Source organism: Hyphomicrobium sp. ghe19 (genome assembly GCF_902712875.1).
GTDB lineage: Bacteria > Pseudomonadota > Alphaproteobacteria > Rhizobiales > Hyphomicrobiaceae > Hyphomicrobium_B.
Genome location: NZ_LR743509.1, coordinates 1,707,162 through 1,722,810 on the forward strand (window position 1 = coordinate 1,707,162; position 15,649 = coordinate 1,722,810).

Annotated in this window: 21 protein-coding genes and 1 pseudogene; 10 read left to right on the top strand and 12 right to left on the bottom strand. The window is 60.2% G+C overall.

The features are described 5' to 3' along the window. Positions 1-24: 24 nt before the first annotated feature. Together AACL53_RS08090 and AACL53_RS08095 are read right to left on the bottom strand one after the other, a co-directional pair. Positions 25-1,086 (bottom strand): CoA ester lyase, encoded by a 1,062-nt coding sequence (locus AACL53_RS08090; RefSeq protein ID WP_339083982.1) that lies wholly within the window; start codon positions 1,084-1,086, stop codon positions 25-27. A 439-nt stretch (positions 1,087-1,525) separates the two neighbouring features. Continuing rightward, positions 1,526-1,798, bottom strand: a complete 273-nt coding sequence (locus AACL53_RS08095) for a hypothetical protein (RefSeq protein WP_339083983.1) — start codon at positions 1,796-1,798, stop codon at positions 1,526-1,528. Between the two features lie 190 nt (positions 1,799-1,988). Between AACL53_RS08095 and AACL53_RS08100 the strand changes: the two genes are divergently transcribed. Beyond that, positions 1,989-3,611, top strand: coding sequence for an isovaleryl-CoA dehydrogenase (locus AACL53_RS08100; protein WP_339083984.1), 1,623 nt, complete (start codon positions 1,989-1,991; stop codon positions 3,609-3,611). Between the two features lie 38 nt (positions 3,612-3,649). Here the strand turns inward: AACL53_RS08100 and AACL53_RS08105 are convergent, their stop codons facing one another. Further along, positions 3,650-4,021, bottom strand: coding sequence for a YidB family protein (locus tag AACL53_RS08105; protein ID WP_339083985.1), 372 nt, complete (start codon positions 4,019-4,021; stop codon positions 3,650-3,652). Between the two features lie 344 nt (positions 4,022-4,365). On the opposite strand from AACL53_RS08105, the gene AACL53_RS08110 reads away from it, so the two are divergent. Further along, entirely contained in the window at positions 4,366-5,307 is a 942-nt protein-coding gene (locus tag AACL53_RS08110) for a hypothetical protein (protein ID WP_339083987.1), read from the top strand. A 27-nt stretch (positions 5,308-5,334) separates the two neighbouring features. Here the strand turns inward: AACL53_RS08110 and AACL53_RS08115 are convergent, their stop codons facing one another. Next, the gene (locus AACL53_RS08115; protein WP_339083988.1) at positions 5,335-5,682 is read right to left on the bottom strand and encodes a DMT family protein; all 348 of its coding nucleotides are present in this window, start codon (positions 5,680-5,682) and stop codon (positions 5,335-5,337) included. A gap of 138 nt (positions 5,683-5,820) precedes the next feature. Here AACL53_RS08115 and AACL53_RS08120 point away from each other — a divergent pair, with 138 nt between their 5' ends. Continuing rightward, on the top strand, positions 5,821-6,066 hold the full coding sequence (locus AACL53_RS08120; protein ID WP_339083989.1) for a hypothetical protein: 246 nt from the start codon (positions 5,821-5,823) through the stop codon (positions 6,064-6,066). A 154-nt stretch (positions 6,067-6,220) separates the two neighbouring features. On the opposite strand, the gene AACL53_RS08125 is transcribed toward AACL53_RS08120, so the two are convergent. Continuing rightward, a complete protein-coding gene (locus tag AACL53_RS08125; RefSeq protein WP_339083990.1) occupies positions 6,221-6,517 on the bottom strand; it encodes a hypothetical protein in 297 nt (98 codons plus the stop codon). 220 nt (positions 6,518-6,737) lie between these two features. Between AACL53_RS08125 and speB the strand changes: the two genes are divergently transcribed. From speB to AACL53_RS08140, 3 genes are all read left to right on the top strand, one after another. Further along, complete coding sequence (gene speB / locus AACL53_RS08130; RefSeq protein ID WP_339083991.1) at positions 6,738-7,793, top strand: agmatinase; 1,056 nt, start codon at positions 6,738-6,740, stop codon at positions 7,791-7,793. 102 nt (positions 7,794-7,895) lie between these two features. Then, positions 7,896-8,207, top strand: coding sequence for a hypothetical protein (locus AACL53_RS08135; RefSeq protein ID WP_339083992.1), 312 nt, complete (start codon positions 7,896-7,898; stop codon positions 8,205-8,207). Between the two features lie 103 nt (positions 8,208-8,310). Then, the gene (locus AACL53_RS08140) at positions 8,311-9,030 is read left to right on the top strand and encodes a ParB-like protein (RefSeq protein WP_339083993.1); all 720 of its coding nucleotides are present in this window, start codon (positions 8,311-8,313) and stop codon (positions 9,028-9,030) included. Positions 9,031-9,036: 6 nt separating this feature from the next. On the opposite strand, the gene AACL53_RS08145 is transcribed toward AACL53_RS08140, so the two are convergent. From AACL53_RS08145 to AACL53_RS08155, 3 genes are all read right to left on the bottom strand, one after another. Continuing rightward, entirely contained in the window at positions 9,037-9,444 is a 408-nt protein-coding gene (locus AACL53_RS08145) for a hypothetical protein (RefSeq protein WP_339083994.1), read from the bottom strand. Between the two features lie 207 nt (positions 9,445-9,651). Continuing rightward, positions 9,652-10,146, bottom strand: coding sequence for a DUF992 domain-containing protein (locus AACL53_RS08150; RefSeq protein ID WP_339083995.1), 495 nt, complete (start codon positions 10,144-10,146; stop codon positions 9,652-9,654). 228 nt (positions 10,147-10,374) lie between these two features. Then, on the bottom strand, positions 10,375-10,800 hold the full coding sequence (locus tag AACL53_RS08155) for a lysozyme inhibitor LprI family protein (protein WP_339083996.1): 426 nt from the start codon (positions 10,798-10,800) through the stop codon (positions 10,375-10,377). Positions 10,801-10,982: 182 nt separating this feature from the next. Between AACL53_RS08155 and AACL53_RS08160 the strand changes: the two genes are divergently transcribed. The 3 genes from AACL53_RS08160 to AACL53_RS08170 all read left to right on the top strand — a co-directional run bounded on the left by AACL53_RS08160 (position 10,983) and on the right by AACL53_RS08170 (position 12,875). After that, the gene (locus tag AACL53_RS08160; RefSeq protein WP_339086914.1) at positions 10,983-11,441 is read left to right on the top strand and encodes a thiol-disulfide oxidoreductase DCC family protein; all 459 of its coding nucleotides are present in this window, start codon (positions 10,983-10,985) and stop codon (positions 11,439-11,441) included. A 77-nt stretch (positions 11,442-11,518) separates the two neighbouring features. Continuing rightward, on the top strand, positions 11,519-12,442 hold the full coding sequence (locus AACL53_RS08165; protein WP_339083997.1) for a pirin family protein: 924 nt from the start codon (positions 11,519-11,521) through the stop codon (positions 12,440-12,442). Positions 12,443-12,593: 151 nt separating this feature from the next. Beyond that, positions 12,594-12,875 (top strand): hypothetical protein, encoded by a 282-nt coding sequence (locus tag AACL53_RS08170; RefSeq protein ID WP_339083998.1) that lies wholly within the window; start codon positions 12,594-12,596, stop codon positions 12,873-12,875. Between the two features lie 47 nt (positions 12,876-12,922). Here AACL53_RS08170 and queF read toward each other — a convergent pair whose 3' ends face one another. The 3 genes from queF to queE form a co-directional block, all read right to left on the bottom strand. After that, entirely contained in the window at positions 12,923-13,384 is a 462-nt protein-coding gene (gene queF / locus AACL53_RS08175) for a preQ(1) synthase (protein ID WP_339083999.1), read from the bottom strand. 6 nt (positions 13,385-13,390) lie between these two features. Continuing rightward, positions 13,391-13,777 carry a 6-carboxytetrahydropterin synthase gene (locus tag AACL53_RS08180; RefSeq protein WP_339084000.1) on the bottom strand — a complete coding sequence of 129 codons (387 nt, stop codon included), beginning with the start codon at positions 13,775-13,777 and terminating at the stop codon, positions 13,391-13,393. Positions 13,778-13,863: 86 nt separating this feature from the next. Beyond that, positions 13,864-14,493 (bottom strand): 7-carboxy-7-deazaguanine synthase, encoded by a 630-nt coding sequence (gene queE / locus AACL53_RS08185; protein WP_339084001.1) that lies wholly within the window; start codon positions 14,491-14,493, stop codon positions 13,864-13,866. 97 nt (positions 14,494-14,590) lie between these two features. Here queE and AACL53_RS08190 point away from each other — a divergent pair. Continuing rightward, a pseudogene (locus AACL53_RS08190) lies at positions 14,591-14,707 on the top strand (PaaI family thioesterase); the annotation flags it as partial. A gap of 12 nt (positions 14,708-14,719) precedes the next feature. Here AACL53_RS08190 and queC read toward each other — a convergent pair. Beyond that, positions 14,720-15,433 (bottom strand): 7-cyano-7-deazaguanine synthase QueC, encoded by a 714-nt coding sequence (queC, locus tag AACL53_RS08195; RefSeq protein WP_339084002.1) that lies wholly within the window; start codon positions 15,431-15,433, stop codon positions 14,720-14,722. Positions 15,434-15,649: the final 216 nt, after the last annotated feature.

Here is a 15,649-nt window from a genome sequence, read left to right on the forward strand (position 1 = left end):
GCGACGCAAGTCCAACAACGGAGACTAGAGCGCGCCGTAAAGCGCCGCACGCTCCGGGTCCTTTGATGCGACGATCTTTGCAAGATCGACGATGACCTTGGCCTGTTTCCAGGTCGCGTCGTCCTGCATCTTGCCGTCGAGCATGACGGCGCCCGTTCCGTCGGGCATGGCGTCGATGATGCGCTTCGCGAATTTGACCTCCGCCGGATCCGGCGAGAACACGCGCTTGGCGATTTCGATCTGTGACGGGTGCAGCGACCAGGCGCCGAGGCAACCCTGCAGAAATGCATTCCGGAACTGGGCCTCGCAGGCGGCGAGATCCGAGAAGTCTCCGAACGGGCCGTAGAACGGCTTCAGACCGTAGGCGAGGCAAGCGTCGACCATCTTGCCGACCGTGTAATGCCAAAGGTCTTGCTGGTAGAAGGCGCGCGCTGCGCCGGGGTTATCCTTCTGTGCGTCCGCGAGGACGCCGTAATCGGGATGGCCGCCGCCGACGCGGGTCGTTTTCATGCCGCGCGAGGCTGCGAGATCGGCCGGGCCGAGGCTCATACCGTGCATACGCGGAGAGGCGGCTGCGATCGCCTCGACATTGTTCACGCCCTCGGCCGTCTCGAGAATGGCGTGGATCAGTATCGGCTTCTTGACGCCGTGCTTCGCTTCAAGCTGGGCCAGAAGCTGATCGAGATAGTGGATGTCCCAAGGTCCTTCGACCTTCGGCAGCATGATGACGTCGAGCTTGTTGCCGACGCTGGCGACGATCTCGGTGACGTCGTCGAGCATCCAGGGCGAGTTGAGGCAGTTGATGCGCGTCCAAACGCCGGTCGATCCGAAATCGTTTTCACGGACCATCTGGATGAAGCCTTTGCGAGCGTTTTCCTTCTGATCGACGGGCACCGCGTCCTCGAGGTTGCCGAGGACCACGTCGACCTGGGACGCCAGTTCCTTGATCTTGGCCCGGATCTTCTCGTTATGCGGCGGCACGAAGTGGATCATGCGCTCGAGCGTGACGGGAAGGGCCCGGAAGGGTTCCGGAGCGCCGATGGCGAGGGGCGAGAAATGCTTGGCGGGTGTGCGCGTCGAAGCCATCGGCAGCTATCCTATTCAAAGGCTTGGAAGAGAGGCCGCCACCTTTGTGGGGTCGATGTCCCTGTGTCAACGGGACAGAGTTTCTCGTTGGCGCGGGCGATACGCCCGGGGCGCCGGCCGCCCGCGCGGGATCCATGTTCGCGCGCCGGAACCAGGTGCCGTCGATCCGAAGAAAGAAACGGCGCATTGGCGCGCTCCGCAGGCGGGTTCTGATCGACCGGTCCGGCGTGGGGGGGTGCCTTAGTCCTCCGACGGCAAAGGCTTCTCCAGCTGAGCTAGATTGCATCGTTCGCAGTGTCCATGGCGGCATCCAAACTCAGGACGTGGCGAGCCATCTGGACTTGTGCGAGCGTTGCGCTCGCACAAGTCAGGACAACAGGCAAACTCATCGCCCCCGCTGTGCCAATTTCTCGTAAGCTCCCTGATATTTCGGGTGTCCTCAGTCATTGGAAGAACTCGCGCACGCCGCCGACTCCTGCGATCCCGCGCAAAGGCTGGCCTTCAGGCTCGGGTGTCGACGAACTGCATCGCCCGAGACCTTGACGCCTTGGCTCTGTGCCCGCCGCGCCAAGTCTTCATCTTGGCAGTACGGCGTAGAAAGTTGACCGGTCGGCAACACCTGGAATGCGCCATCGCAAAGAATGCGTGCGTTTGCCGCCGCAGGCAGAACCAGAGCGGCAGTCAGCATGGAAAATAGAAAATTCCTGATCATCGCGTCGTCTCCTGACTTTGTTGTCGTCAGTTGAGACTCGAGGACCGCGAATTTTATTCCAGGCCGGCCTCTGCCTTCTGCTCCGCTGTCGTGCCGCGGCTTGAAATCGACCGTAAGAGCGCCGACAAATGCAACGTCCGGATAGCGGCGCTAAGGCGCGGCACGCTGCAAGCATTTCAATGGTGCATCGATGATCGAAGTCACCAATCAGCCGCCGCCGCTCGAGAACTACGATCTCTTGTCGAGCGATCCCGTCCTCCGCGAGGCCCTGTTCCGCGAGAACGCGGGCTGGGCATTGGACGATCTTTCAACGCTCGGAAGGCTGCTCGGCACCGCCGGGATGATCGGCGCCGGGGCGGACGCCAATCGCAATCCGCCCGTTCTCAAATCGTTCGACCGGTTCGGTCACAGGATCGACGAGGTCGAGTTTCACGGCAGCTGGCACACACTGCTGGGCCTCGCGTTGAATGCCGGGCTGCATTCCGGCCCATGGGTCGAACCGCGAAAGGGCGCGCATGTCGCCCGCGCCGCCGGTTGCTACATGCTGGCCCAGATCGAAAGCGGCGTTTACTGCCCTGTCTCGATGACGTACGCGGCCGTTGCGACGCTCTCGCATTCGCCGCCGCTCGCAGCCGAATGGCTCCCGCGTATTTATTCGCGTGCATACGATCCGAGCTTCAAGCCAGCGCCTGAGAAGACGTCCGCGCTGATTGGTATGGGGATGACCGAAAATCAGGGCGGATCGGATTTACGTGCGAACGTCACGCGCGCCATCCCGTACGCTAGTGAGGTGCACCGCCAATTCTATCGGATCAACGGGCACAAATGGTTCATGTCGGCGCCGATGTCGGATGCGTTCCTGATCCTCGCGCAGACAGGAGCCGGGCCGAGCTGCTTCCTGGTGCCGAGGTGGACGCCGGAGGGCAAAAAGAATGCAATCCATATTCGCCGCCTCAAGGACAAGCTCGGGAACCGCTCGAACGCGTCGAGCGAGGTCGAACTCGATGGTGCGCATGGGGAACTCGTCGGCGAGGAAGGCCGCGGAATTCCCACAATCATCGAAATGGGCAATTACACGCGCCTCGATTGCGCAATCGGCACCTCGGGCCTGATGCGGCAAGGTCTGGCGCAGGCAGTACATCACGCGCGCTATCGCCGCGCATTTCAGAAAGTGCTGATTGATCAGCCTCTCATGACGTCCGTTCTGGCCGACCTCGCAGTGGAATCAGAGGCCGCAACCGTTCTGACGATGCGGTTGGCCCGGGCGTATGACGAGGACGATGAGGCGGCGTTGGCGTTTCGCCGCGTCGTGACGCCGGCCGCGAAATTCTGGATTTGCAAACGCGGTCCGGCTTTTGCCGCCGAAGCGATGGAGGTGCTCGGGGGGAACGGCTACGTCGAAGAGTTCAATCTGGCCCGCATTTATCGGGAAACGCCGCTCAATTCGATTTGGGAGGGCTCGGGGAATGTCATGTGTCTCGACGTGTTGCGCGCGCTGACGCGGACGCCCGCCGCTGTCGCGATGCTTCTGGATGAGGTCGTCGAACCTGCGACGGCTGATCCGCGGCTCAGGGCGCACCTCGTCCGACTACAAAAGGAAGCGAAGCAGCTGGATGAAGCGGGAGCGCGTTCGTTCGTCCGCGATCTCGTCCTCGCGTTACAGGCGGCGTTGCTCATTCGCTATTCGTCAGCGGACGTTTCGGATGCGTTTTGTGCTACGCGATTGGCAGGTGACGGTGGAGCGTTCGGTCTTCTTCCCGCCGGCACCAACGCGAGGGCCATCGTCGACCGGGCGGCCCCAGCGTTCCGTTGATAAGCGTCGGATTAAGCGAATGCTGGAGTTGTGAACTCTCAGCCGGACTTGGGATCGGGAGTCGTATTGGGATCGGCGGCGGGGCCCGCGGCGCTTGCGATCTCAGGGAGCATCTTCGCCATGCCGGCGAGGATCGTATCCACGGGAATTCCGAGAGATCTCGCGATCTGCTGAACATGTTCGTCGCCGAGGGCGGCTTGAATTTGTTCAGGCGTGATCGGCAGATTGCTTTTGTTCTTGTCCAACCATGACGAGACCTGAGCTCCGAAGCCCGCGTCTTGAAGTTTCGTGAGGATCGACTGGAGGCCTTCGGTTCCGAGGACGCCCTTCAGGATGTCCGGCAAGGCTCCTTGCTCGGCTTGTCCGACGATGTTTCCGACAACTCCCTTGAGTGTATCGCTCCAGCTCATGGTCTGCCCTTTCTCTTTTCGACTCGTCATCCAGCGTGATTGCTTTTTGACCTCTGTCCAGGGCGTCCGCGACGTGGCGGGCGTCACCCATGCATCACGCATCTCCGGCTGTTAACCGGCGTTCGTGTGACCTGAGCACGCAGATACTAGGCTCACGTGACAGGGCCGTAAATGCAGGGATGTCAGCCAGAAAGATCTATGACGGCACCGAACGGCGACGACGGTGGACGATTCAGATGCTTCGCCATATCATGATCAAAGTTCATAGCTAACAGGCGACTATGATCATCAAACACATTCGATTCATCTGCGAGAGCGGTGCCGCGCGTGCGAGTATTGCATGCTTGGCACTTCTTTTCTGCCTCGCTCCCGAGGCTCGTGCCGAGGATTGCGTCGAGGTGCAGTCGACGACCACGGAACCCGATTTTACGGCTTGCGACGACGAACTCGAGTTCGATTTGGATACGGCCCTTGCAGAGCAGGGCTTGCCGCTCGCGTCGGCTCCTGCTGCGTCGGACGGCATGCCGTGGATCGCGCTGAGCAAAGGCACCATTCCATCCAAGTTCAACGCCAACGATGGCAGTGTTTCGGTTCGCACGAGCTTAGGCACATTGCGCGATTACAATGCGCGGACCGTATCCGTGCAAAGGCCGGACTACGCGGCTGCAGATGCTTACGCGGTGAAGCTTCCCAAAGCGGGCTCCGGGCCAAATACTCCGATTGATGTTTGGAGCAACATCGATCTTAGCGGCTACAATGGATCGGAATCGCATTCCTCGCGCGTCGGTTTCGGGGCGGACTACAAGATCAACAGAGCGACGAGTGTCGGCGTGTCGTTGGAGAAAGGCGATGCTCGTTCCTCGCCGGCGACGGGCGTCGAGCAGGATCAGAAGGCGTCTGCTTACGTCACGATGCAGGCAGCGCCGATGCTGAGCCTGGACGCGCGTACCGAATGGCAGGCGGGGAACAGCGAATTCGCGGCGAGCACAGGGGCTGCTCAAAAGAGTTCCGTCATCCTCGCGCCGAAGATCAATCACTCGTTCTCGCTCGAAGGTGGAACGACGCTCGAGCCGTTCGTCACCTACAAGCGGGCCTTCGATTTATCGACGAGCCGGAAGGATGCGGCGGATACGTCATTCGACGCGGCGTCGGCCGGTGCCGGCGTGACCTACACCAAGCCCGACGCCTACTCGCTGAGCGTTACGGCAGACGTCGACAATGTCGGAATGACAGCTGAGCCGCAAAGCCTGAGCAGCAAGTTCCAGCTCTCTGTGCCGATCAGGTAACGGCGTCTCGGTTGTGGGGGTCTTGGCTCACAACGGCGCCTTGAAGACGAAAAACGCTCCGAGCGCGATAAAGCCAAACCCGACTCCCTGATTGATCGTGATCGGCTGGCCTAGATAGGTCGCCGAAAAACCCGCGAATACGATCAGGGTGATAACCTCCTGCATCGTCTTCAGTTGCGCTGGCGAATAGACCGCCACTCCGTAGCGATTTGCGGGGACGGCGAGACAATATTCGAAAAATGCAATTCCCCAACTGACGATCACAACAATCCAAAGCGGTTTGTTGGTGAATTTCAGATGGCCGTACCAAGCGAAGGTCATGAAGACGTTCGACATCGTCAGGAGGACGATGGGTAATACTGCTTGTGGGATCATGTTGCTCGAGGGTCCGAATTGATTGCGCCTGATAGGTAGCGCCCATCCTCAAATAACCGCCGCACGGCCTAAAGGCAAAAGCGGAACCGGAATTCGATGAGACGCGTTCAGGGAGCAGTTGAAACTGGCGAGGCTGCGATGCCGGAAAACATCAGGGAGACTGTTCCCAAGGTTCTAAAGACCCTTTGGGATCTTGAAAATGAATTGCGCGGCGCTGCGCGGGACGGGGTGATACTTCGCCGCGAGGAAGCCAAGCAACATTTGGCTGAGGCCCGACAACATCTCGATGAATTGCTGAACCTTGTGCGTGCTTACGATTCATCCGCGGAAGGCCGTTCAGAGCAGTCGCCCGAAACCGGTATTCCCCCGTCGATCAAACATTGAGGAGAGCATCATGGCACGTGACGTAATTCTTTGGCTCGCAGGCGTTCCGCTGGTCGTGATCATCGGCCTGCATCTGTTCGGCTTCCTGCACTAACCTCAAAACGCAAACCCGGAGCCCTGGCTCTGGGTTTTCTTTGTTCTGCGGACGGTTGTTTCAGCTTGCAGAGTCGTCCGGTTCTTCCTTTTTCGCCAGCATGACCGCGACATGACGGTTCAATGCGTCGGCTGCGAGTGTTGGAACGAGACCCGGTCCAATAGGTCCATGAGCGGCATTATATGCCGTCCGCATGTCGCCATCCTTACCCCAAACGATCAGTGCAAATCCCGCGACGTTGTTTCCCAGTCCGTCGACTGCGGAGTTGCACTTGTCGAAAAGGTCTTCGCGCAGAAGCTCCGCGTCGCGCTCGGTTCGTGCAGCCCTTTCAGTGGTCAGCTGTACAAGTTTTGACATGGTTTCACGCCCGGTTGTGTGATCGTCGAAGGTGGTAACGCGCGGAAAGGGTTCAGGTTCATTGCGTGCGTCCTGACGAGGCGTTTCCTCTCGGTTTTCGGGGGCTTGACTGCGGCATTTGGATCGGCATCCTGGGGAGAGCCGCGAAACGGAGGCGCCGGGATTGCCCGGTTGGTTGTGAAGGTGTCGGCCGGACGACATCGCAACAATCGAGGTCGTCATGCTTTCCGGCGCTACATCCGGCGTGCGCGCGCAGCATAAGCTCAGCGCGCTGTCTCCTTCCTCCATCGCTTCCGAACAAACTTATTCCGGCACCCACACTTTTTTGCGGGCGCCACGCGTCGACCGGGCGCGGGCGGGCGATTTCGCAATTCTCGGCATTCCGCTCGACATCGCAACGTCGAACAGGCCGGGCGCGCGGCTCGGGCCCGATGCGGTGAGATCTGCGTCCGCTCAGCTCGCCGAGCTGAAAGCATACCCCGGCGGTTTCGATCCGTTATCGCACGTCAGGATTGTCGATCTGGGCGATGCTTTGCTCGACTTCGGGTTTCCGCAAACGATCCCTGCGGCGATCGAAGCCGCTGCATTCGATGTCGTTGCGGCCGGCGCATTCTTGTGCGCTCTCGGCGGCGATCATTTCGTCAGCTATCCGCTGCTCAAAGCTCATGCCCGGATACACGGGCCGCTGACGCTCATTCATTTCGACGCTCATCCAGATACGTGGACGCCGCGCACCGGGCCTGACGGTTCAGTCGAGATCAATCACGGCACGATGTTCGCGCAAGCCATTCACGATGGCCTGATCGATCCCAAGACGTCATCGCAGATCGGTATTCGAACCTGGGTCGACGATCCGATGGGCATGAACATTTTCGATAGCCTCGCCGTCGCTGATAGAGGGCCGAGTGAGATCGTTGCGATGGTGAAGGCACTTGCGGGGGATTCTCCCTGCTATCTGACCGTCGACATCGATTGCCTCGATCCGGCCTTTGCGCCCGGCACCGGCACACCCGTGATCGGCGGACTCACGCCGCGCGAACTGCTCGCCATGCTTCGCGGTCTCGACGATCTTCGGATCATCGGATGCGATGTCGTCGAAGTGGCGCCCGCCTACGATCATGGAGGCATCACGGCGCTTGCTGCGGCAACTGTCGTGTATGAGCAGGCGTGCCGGCTGGCTCGCAAAAACGGGGCGCAGGCGGACGTCTATCCGTGGCCGGGCCGCGGCGTACCCAAACGCGATGACGCACGGGTAGGGCAGCTGAACCGAATGTAAGGCCGGTTCCCGCCGGAACAGCGGAAGCATCCCGAGACACGCTATTTCTTCTCGCGACAACGGCCCATAGGGGCTTGCCGCTAGAAGAGATGGAGACCTGCAATGACTACTCTTGTTGTGATCCCCCGGAATGCTTTCCGCGCTGTTCTCGCGCCGGCCCTCGCTCTCGCCAGCGTCACGCTGATGGCGGGCACGGCCTCGGCCGTCAGCCTGCGCGTACAAATGGCGTGCGCCAGCGATTATTACGCGCATTGCAGCGCTTACAGTCCGAACAGCCCGCAGGTCAGATCGTGCATGCGCGCGGTCGGCGTTGGTCTCTCGAAGGGCTGTGTCGATGCATTGGTTGCGGCTGGCGAAGTTTCGGTTGCAGAAGTTTCGCGGCGGCGCGGCGGATCGAAGACTGCGGCGAAGTAAGTCTTTCGCAAAATTTGCTCATCCGGTCGCGTTCGCGGCTGAGATATTGGATATCCTAAATCAAATCTTAACCATAAAGGCGAAAACGTTGAGCGGTGTTTAGTTGGCTTTGTGGGAAGTCATGCCGCCGCTTGATCTTTGGTCTGAACCGGCTTCCGATTTGCGTCTCGCCCAGGGCTTCCAAGTGCGGTTGCCACGTTCTGGCGTTCATACGCGCAGCAAATCCAAGCTCGTTCAGGTTGCCATCGAGGACTTGCGTCCGACGCAAATGGCGGTGGGAATGCGGGCCGTTGCGGCCAAGCGAGAAAAAGTCGAACGGCGCGCGAGAAGCCGACGGAAGCTCAAATGTTTTCTCGAGGAGCGTCCGATACCTGCCGTGCTCGGCCCCGGCGAAGATTTTTTCATCATCGATCATCATCACTTGAGCCTGGCGCTTTTGAAGAGCGACGTGGAAGAGGCATGGATCGATGTGGTCGCCGATCTCTCGCATCTGCCGCGCAAGCGCTTCCTGCGGCAGATGACAACGCTCGGGCTGTTGCACCCTTACGATGCGCACGGGCAACCGGTGTGCCCGTCAAAACTTCCCGAGACGTTGAAGGAATTGCGCGCCGATCCCTATCGCGACCTCGCTTGGTCCGTTCGCAAAGCCGGCGGCTTTGCAAAATCGGGCAAGCCCTTTGAGGAATTTCGATGGGCCGATTTTTTCCGGGCGCGCATTCCGAGGGTGACCGTGCGCCGTGATTTCGAGTACGCGCATAGACACGCCATGCGCCTCTCTGCCTCTCGTGAGGCCGTGCGGATGCCCGGATATATTGGGCGGTAAGCTCGCCTAGTGCCGCTGCTGACCGTTGAAGGTGAACTCGAACTCGTCGTGCATATTCTGCGCGGCCTGGCGCCAATCGGCTCCGGTCTGACCATTCAACGCGGCCTCGATTTCGGCGCGTGCTTGATGGCCTGGTTCCTGCTGCTGATAGCCCTGCTGATCAATCGCGGTAACCGGCTGGATCGGCGTGCGTACAGGAAGAGCGCAAAGCCGCGAAGCAAGATCCTGCAGTTCTCCGAGAATGGCTTCGCGGCGTAGTTCGTGCTGGATCGCGACGTTGCGAACGTCACGCAGCAACTGCTCGTCGACGCGGCGGATCGCGTCGGACAACGTCATCACGAAATCCTGTTCGGTGCGCGCATTATCCGCAAGGCGCATCAGCATTTCTTCGACGTTTTTGGATAGTGCGGCCATGGTTATCTCCTCGCGGCTTAGAGGTCCGATACCGTGCGATTCTCATGGCCAAAAAGTGATGACGTTATGCTCGGAATGCGAGCTAAGTGGTGCGCAAGGCTCAGCAATTTCCTGAGCGCAAAATATCAGCCGACTGATGATTATCGGGGGGAGTTATGCGCGCTGCATGTCGAATTGCAGCGCGCCGTTGTTCTGGTCGGCTCGGACTTATGGCTTGAAGATCGTCAAGCCGGCGACCCCAGCGGAAAGGTTCAGGCCAGTCTGTCCCTCGACGCTCACAGGCTGGAGGATGATGGACTGGCTCGAGCCACCGACGAGTGCGTTGGCGCTGGCGCCGATGCCGACTGCGGCGCCCGCGGTGACGCCGCCGTAACTTCCTTCGAGAGCTTCGCTCGGGATATCCGTCGTCGGTCCGAGAACCGTCCAGACGAGGGTGCTATCGCCTTTGACGCCAATGTCGATCCCGACTTTGGTGATCGTTGCGGCGTAACGATAGGTGCGCCCGCTGATCGGCGTTTCGAAATTGCACCGCAGGTTTTGCTTCGAGCCGAAAATGAGCCCGACGCCACCCTTGCCGTAGCAGGTCAAAGTGCCGACCGCGATTTTCGGCGCGGCGATGGATGGCGAAAGCGGCGTTGCGGCCATCGCGGCGAATGCTGCGCATCCGGCAAGAACGCGTGCAATTGGGGGTGATGAAATCATGGTCTTTTCTCCCGACATCGACTGTCGCGCGCGGGCATGTCCGGGCGCGTGCACATAAGGACAAAAACTCTGCACATGCGTGACGTTCAGGCCCCCTGCAGTCGCGGAGGTCTAAAGTCCCAAAGCGACGGTTCGGTGGCAGTTCGCGCGGTTACAGTCACGCGCGGGTGAAGGATATGGTGAACGGCTGTCCTGGGGTACGTCTTGAGCCGCGTTCAGTGCGCCCTCTCAGTGCTCCGAATACCGGTCTTTGAGTTCTTTGGTCCGCTGGACGGTCTTTTGTGTCATGCATCCGAGGATTGCCGCCGTCGCGCCGGTGCCGCCTGACCACTCCTGGGCCACGAGGTCTTTGCAGTCGGCATCGCGATATGCGACCCAGGCGCGTTGAGCGTTGCGCATCGCTTTCTCGAAGCTCGCCGTGTCGTAGGGCTTTTCGTCGTCGCCGCGCGTTCGGATGTAATCAACCGCATTTGCGTAGGCGGCGTTGAGAGCTTTATCGGCTGCTTGATAGTCTTTGTCGGCGCAGAAGTTCAATTCCACCGTCGTTCCAGCGTCGGCGCAATTGATTTCGGCGACGGCGGGTCTGGTGAGCCATAGGCTTGCGAGGCCGAGAGAGAGGAGAAGGCAAGGGATGTGTGCGGCACGGCGGGGCATCGTTCTGAACTCCAAGTGGCGCTGAGTATAGTGTGTGCAAATTTGTACGCGGCGCGCGTCCACGCCGATAGGCTTTTATCCGGAACAATTCAGCATTGGGACGGAAACCCAATTTGCTTCATGATTGCGTCAGCTCTCCGCCTTCATAGACCGGTCATGAATTTGAGAGGACATGATCCGTGATGCCCTTCACGGCCTATAGCTACCGCGATGATCCGGCGGTTCCGAACTTTGACGACAGCCGGCCGTTGATCATTTTCGATGGTCTTTGCGTTCTCTGTTCGAGCGGCGTGCAGTGGATGCTCGATCGCGATCCGGGCGGCCAAAGCCAATTCGCGGTGATCCAGGACGCGCTGCCGGCCGCTCTTTACCGCCATTACAACCTCGACGCGGAGGCATTCGATACCTTCATGGTGTTGAGCCAGGGGCGGCCTTACACGAAATGGGCGGGCGTGTTGGCTGCAGCGCAGACGCTGCCTCAACCCTGGCGTGGATTGGGGTTCGCGGGCCAGATTATTCCCAGTGCCATCGGCGACCCGATTTACGATTGGGTTCAGCGGAACCGGCTCAGGTGGTTCGGCAGTCGTGATACATGCAGGCGTCCGAGTGTCGCCGAGAAGTTGCGATTTCTGGTTACATAGATTGCTCGACATGGATCGCTGCCGGTTGCGGCAGGTGATCGTTACCGCCATGATCGGCAAAGCAGAGGAGACGCTCGATGAGTTGGCTCAAGGATAACGATCCCATTCCGGGCGATTGCAGGTCTTGCGACGCGATCGAGCAAGTCATCGTGCCACGCGCTCGCGATCTTGGCGGATTCGAAGTGCGGCGCGCGCTGCCGTCGGCGCAGCGACAAATGATCGGGCCGTTCATTTTTTTCGATCAGATGGGCCCGGCGCAATTTCTATCCGGGCAAGGGATCGACGTCAGACCCCACCCCCACATCGGGCTTGCGACCGTCACCTATCTTTTCGAAGGCGAGATGATGCATCGGGACAGCCTCGGGTCGTCGCTTGCGATCCGTCCTGGCGAAGTCAACCTGATGACTGCGGGGCGCGGCATCGTGCATTCCGAGCGAACGGCTCCCGACACGCGAATGTCCGGTCAGGATATGTTTGGAATTCAAGCATGGATGGCTCTTCCGAAATCTCACGAGGAGAGCGCTCCGGCCTTTGCGCATCATGACGTGAGCGCGCTGCCGAGGCTCGAAGGCGAGGGGAAGCGCGTTCGGCTCATCGTCGGCAGTCTTTATGGTGAGACGTCGCCCGCCGCATTTCCGCATGACTGCTTTTATGCAGAGGCCGTTCTGGCGCCGGGGGCTATTCTGCCGCTCGATCCGGATTACGACGAACGTGCCGTCTATCTCGCGTCGGGGCGCGTCGATATCGGCGGCCAGACATTCGAGGGAGGTCAGCTCCTCGTATTCAAGCCCGGCGATCGCATTTCAATTCTCGCGGAAACGAATGCGCGGCTGATGCTGCTCGGTGGTGAGCCGATGGATGGACCGCGGCATATCTGGTGGAATTTCGTTTCAAGCTCGCAAGAGCGCATCGACAGCGCCAAAGAGGATTGGCGGCAGGGCCGCTTTGCAATCGTTCCAGGCGATGAAACGGAATTTATTCCGCTCCCCGAAAATCGCTAATCCCTGATTTCGCCGTAATTCATTCCAATTCGCCACCGGAGATTGCGTGCGCCGTACAGCTGCCGTTCAGTCTTCGACTCCTAAAGTTCAAAAGCCGGAACCAGAAATCGCAATTGCGAATTACTGGGAGGCAATAGCTTGGGAGACCGAAATGCGAAATCTACTTTTGGCAGTGGCGCTGGGACTCGGGATCGGCTTTGCCGCGACCGGAGCTCAAGCCGCTGCAATCGGCGGCGGCAGTCTTGCGGCCGTTGAATCGGCTGCGAAGAGCGGCAACAGTGTCGTAGAGAAGACGCACTATCGTCGTTGGCGCCATCGCCACAACCACTATTATGGGCGGCGCTATTATCGTCCGTATTACGGATATGGGTACTATCGCCCCTATTATCGCCATCACCGTTACTGGCGCCACCACCACCGCAATCGCTGGTAATTCGTTCGGCCGTTCGGGCTGACCGGAAATCGTTATAGGGGACGGGCTTAGCCCCGTCCTCTGTAAGGCTGCACGCCTTGATCCGGCAGCCATACGTCTTTCGGGGGCGTTCCCGTCTGCCAGAAGACGTCAATCGGTATGCCGCCGCGCGGGTACCAGTAGCCGCCGATCCTCAGGAACTTCGGTTCGATGAGGTTCGCAATGCGTTTGCCGATCGCAACGGTGCAGTCTTCATGGAAGGCGCCGTGATTGCGGAACGACGCGAGATAGAGTTTCAGCGATTTGCTTTCGAGCAGCCACGCGCCCGGCACATAGTCGATGACGAGATGTGCAAAGTCGGGCTGGCCCGTTACCGGACAGAGTGACGTGAATTCGGGAGCGGTGAAGCGCGCTAAGTAATTCGTATCAACGTGGGGATTGGCGACGCGATCGAGCTGAGCCGTCTCTGGACTATCCGGTATCCCGACTTGCTTGCCGAGCTGAGTTGCGCCCGGCTTTTCCGCTGCCATTGTCGGTTACTCCGCAGCCAAACGTGCTTCGGGCGAAGGTCCGCGATATATACAACCTTCGCTGCAGCTATCCCGATGGACTTCGACTTGGCAAAGGCCGGGGATGCGGTTCGAAAGCCGGTTCCAGATCCACACGGCGATGCGTTCGAGGGTCGGCGCGGCCAGACCGTCGATATCGTTCAACATGCGATGATCGAGTGCGTCTTCCGTTTCGCGGAGTGCTGCGGACAATTCGTCGAAATGGAAGATGTAGCCGGTCGCGGGGCCGGGTTCGCCTTCGACGACGATGCGCGCGCGAAACGAGTGTCCGTGCACGCGTGCATTCGGCGTGCCGGGTGCAGCCGACGGCAGGAAGTGGGCCGCCTCGAACCTGAATTCCTTGTAGATTTGCATGGCCGCTCCTTACGGGATTTCGCCCCGAGGCGCCACCCCCGCCGGGGGGCTCAAACCGCGCCAAACCGGCGCGGAAGGCCCATTCGTTAAGGGATTCCGAGAATTTTATGGGTTTGGACGGACAGACGCCATGCCGGATTGGCTTTGCAGTAAGCGATGGCCGCAAGCGTGTTGGCGTGTTGGTCGGGCCCGTCCATCGGCTGGAGAAAGCGTTCCTCGAAGTCGAGTTCGAGATACCGGGCCGGGTCGCCGCCTTCTTGCGGGAAGACGAGCTTCAACTCGTGGCCGTGGCGCTGCTTCAGGTCGGAGCCAACTTTTGGCGAGACGCAGATCCAATCGATCGTTTCAAGGACCGGAAGGGTGCCGTTGGTTTCGATGGCGATCCTGAATCCCTGCGCGTGGAGCGCGTCGACCAGCTGCTGGTCGACCTGCAGCATCGGTTCTCCGCCGGTCAGAACCACGAGTATCGAATGGTTTGACTGAGGCGCCGCTCGCCGGCAGGCGTCCGCGAGGGCGGCTGCCGTCTCGAAGCGTCCGCCGCCTTCTCCGTCCATGCCGACGAAATCCGTATCGCAGAACTGGCAGACGGCCTTGGCGCGGTCCTGCTCGCGCCCGGTCCACAGGTTGCAACCCGCAAATCGGCAGAACACGGCGGGCGTGCCGGCGTTCGCGCCTTCGCCTTGCAGCGTGTAGAAAATCTCCTTGATCGCATACATGCTGGGATACCTACGAAGCGCCGCGTGCAAGTCAAGTCCGGCCGGGGCAGATGGTGACCGAACCGCGATCCTGTCGCTGTTTCGGCTCGGTCGCGCCGGAACGCTGCTGTCCCGCGGGTGACGACGGGGTGCGGCGGCCGAAGGGCGATTGACGGACACCAAAGGCAAGCTCATCGCGCACGCGACGACGACGTGCCTGATCTACCCGTTCTGAGATCTTCCCGCTCTAAGACAATTCGCGATTTGCGCGCGTCCGCCATTCGGTCCAGCCTTTGGCGCGAAGATCGCAAGCCGGGCACGCCCCGCAGCCATAGCCCCACTCATGACGGTTCGTGCGGTCGCCCAAGTAGCAGGTGTGGGTGTCTTCAAGGATGATCTGGATCAGGTCGTCGCCACCGAGCTTCGAAGCCAGTTCCCAAGTTCCGGCCTTGTCGATGAACATCAGCGGGGTTTCGATGGCGACGGGTGTCGCCAGTCCTAACGACAAGGACTGTGCCATCGCCTGTATCGTATCATTGCGGCAATCGGGATAGCCGGAGAAGTCCGTCTCGCACATGCCGCCGACGAGTGTGGCGATACCGCGCCGGTATCCGAGTGCGGCGGCGTAGGTCAGGAATAGTAGGTTGCGCCCCGGCACGAACGTCGTCGGCAATCCGGTGGCCGCAAACGTAATTTCCGTCTCGCGGGTGAGCGCGGTATCGCTGATGCTTTGGAGGGCGGGCAACTCGAGGACCGTATCGCCGCCGAGCCGCCGTCCGGCGGCACCGAGGTGCGCGAGCTTCGAGCGTATGATGTCGCGCTGCTCGAGTTCGACGCTGTGGCGCTGGCCGTAGCTGAATCCGACGGTTTCGACGCGATCATACCGATCAAGCGCCCAGGCCAGGCATACAGTCGAGTCCTGGCCACCCGAAAAAAGAACAAGAGCAGAAGTTTCCGGCACGGGGTGACTAAACTTTCTCAGAAGGGCTGTGGATGGCGCCGAGTTGGGATGAAAACCCTCCGGGACCGCTTATTTAGCGCAACCCGGGCATCTCGGGTGTGTTTCTCTTTTATCGTCGAACACGTTATCTCAGTCGATCTCGCTGACAGTTCTCGACAGTCACCTGGCCCATAGGGTAGTCGCAGACCGCCCAGCGGGACTTTGCTGCACCGACAT

Coding starts and splice junctions, on each gene's coding strand:
- AACL53_RS08090 (WP_339083982.1), bottom strand. CDS start 1,086: ATGGCTTCGACGCGCACACCCGCCAAGCATTTCTCGCCCCTCGCCATC.
- AACL53_RS08095 (WP_339083983.1), bottom strand. CDS start 1,798: ATGATCAGGAATTTTCTATTTTCCATGCTGACTGCCGCTCTGGTTCTG.
- AACL53_RS08100 (WP_339083984.1), top strand. CDS start 1,989: ATGATCGAAGTCACCAATCAGCCGCCGCCGCTCGAGAACTACGATCTC.
- AACL53_RS08105 (WP_339083985.1), bottom strand. CDS start 4,021: ATGAGCTGGAGCGATACACTCAAGGGAGTTGTCGGAAACATCGTCGGA.
- AACL53_RS08115 (WP_339083988.1), bottom strand. CDS start 5,682: ATGATCCCACAAGCAGTATTACCCATCGTCCTCCTGACGATGTCGAAC.
- AACL53_RS08120 (WP_339083989.1), top strand. CDS start 5,821: ATGCCGGAAAACATCAGGGAGACTGTTCCCAAGGTTCTAAAGACCCTT.
- AACL53_RS08125 (WP_339083990.1), bottom strand. CDS start 6,517: ATGTCAAAACTTGTACAGCTGACCACTGAAAGGGCTGCACGAACCGAG.
- speB (WP_339083991.1), top strand. CDS start 6,738: ATGCTTTCCGGCGCTACATCCGGCGTGCGCGCGCAGCATAAGCTCAGC.
- AACL53_RS08135 (WP_339083992.1), top strand. CDS start 7,896: ATGACTACTCTTGTTGTGATCCCCCGGAATGCTTTCCGCGCTGTTCTC.
- AACL53_RS08145 (WP_339083994.1), bottom strand. CDS start 9,444: ATGGCCGCACTATCCAAAAACGTCGAAGAAATGCTGATGCGCCTTGCG.
- AACL53_RS08150 (WP_339083995.1), bottom strand. CDS start 10,146: ATGATTTCATCACCCCCAATTGCACGCGTTCTTGCCGGATGCGCAGCA.
- AACL53_RS08155 (WP_339083996.1), bottom strand. CDS start 10,800: ATGCCCCGCCGTGCCGCACACATCCCTTGCCTTCTCCTCTCTCTCGGC.
- AACL53_RS08160 (WP_339086914.1), top strand. CDS start 10,983: ATGCCCTTCACGGCCTATAGCTACCGCGATGATCCGGCGGTTCCGAAC.
- AACL53_RS08165 (WP_339083997.1), top strand. CDS start 11,519: ATGAGTTGGCTCAAGGATAACGATCCCATTCCGGGCGATTGCAGGTCT.
- AACL53_RS08170 (WP_339083998.1), top strand. CDS start 12,594: ATGCGAAATCTACTTTTGGCAGTGGCGCTGGGACTCGGGATCGGCTTT.
- queF (WP_339083999.1), bottom strand. CDS start 13,384: ATGGCAGCGGAAAAGCCGGGCGCAACTCAGCTCGGCAAGCAAGTCGGG.
- AACL53_RS08180 (WP_339084000.1), bottom strand. CDS start 13,777: ATGCAAATCTACAAGGAATTCAGGTTCGAGGCGGCCCACTTCCTGCCG.
- queE (WP_339084001.1), bottom strand. CDS start 14,493: ATGTATGCGATCAAGGAGATTTTCTACACGCTGCAAGGCGAAGGCGCG.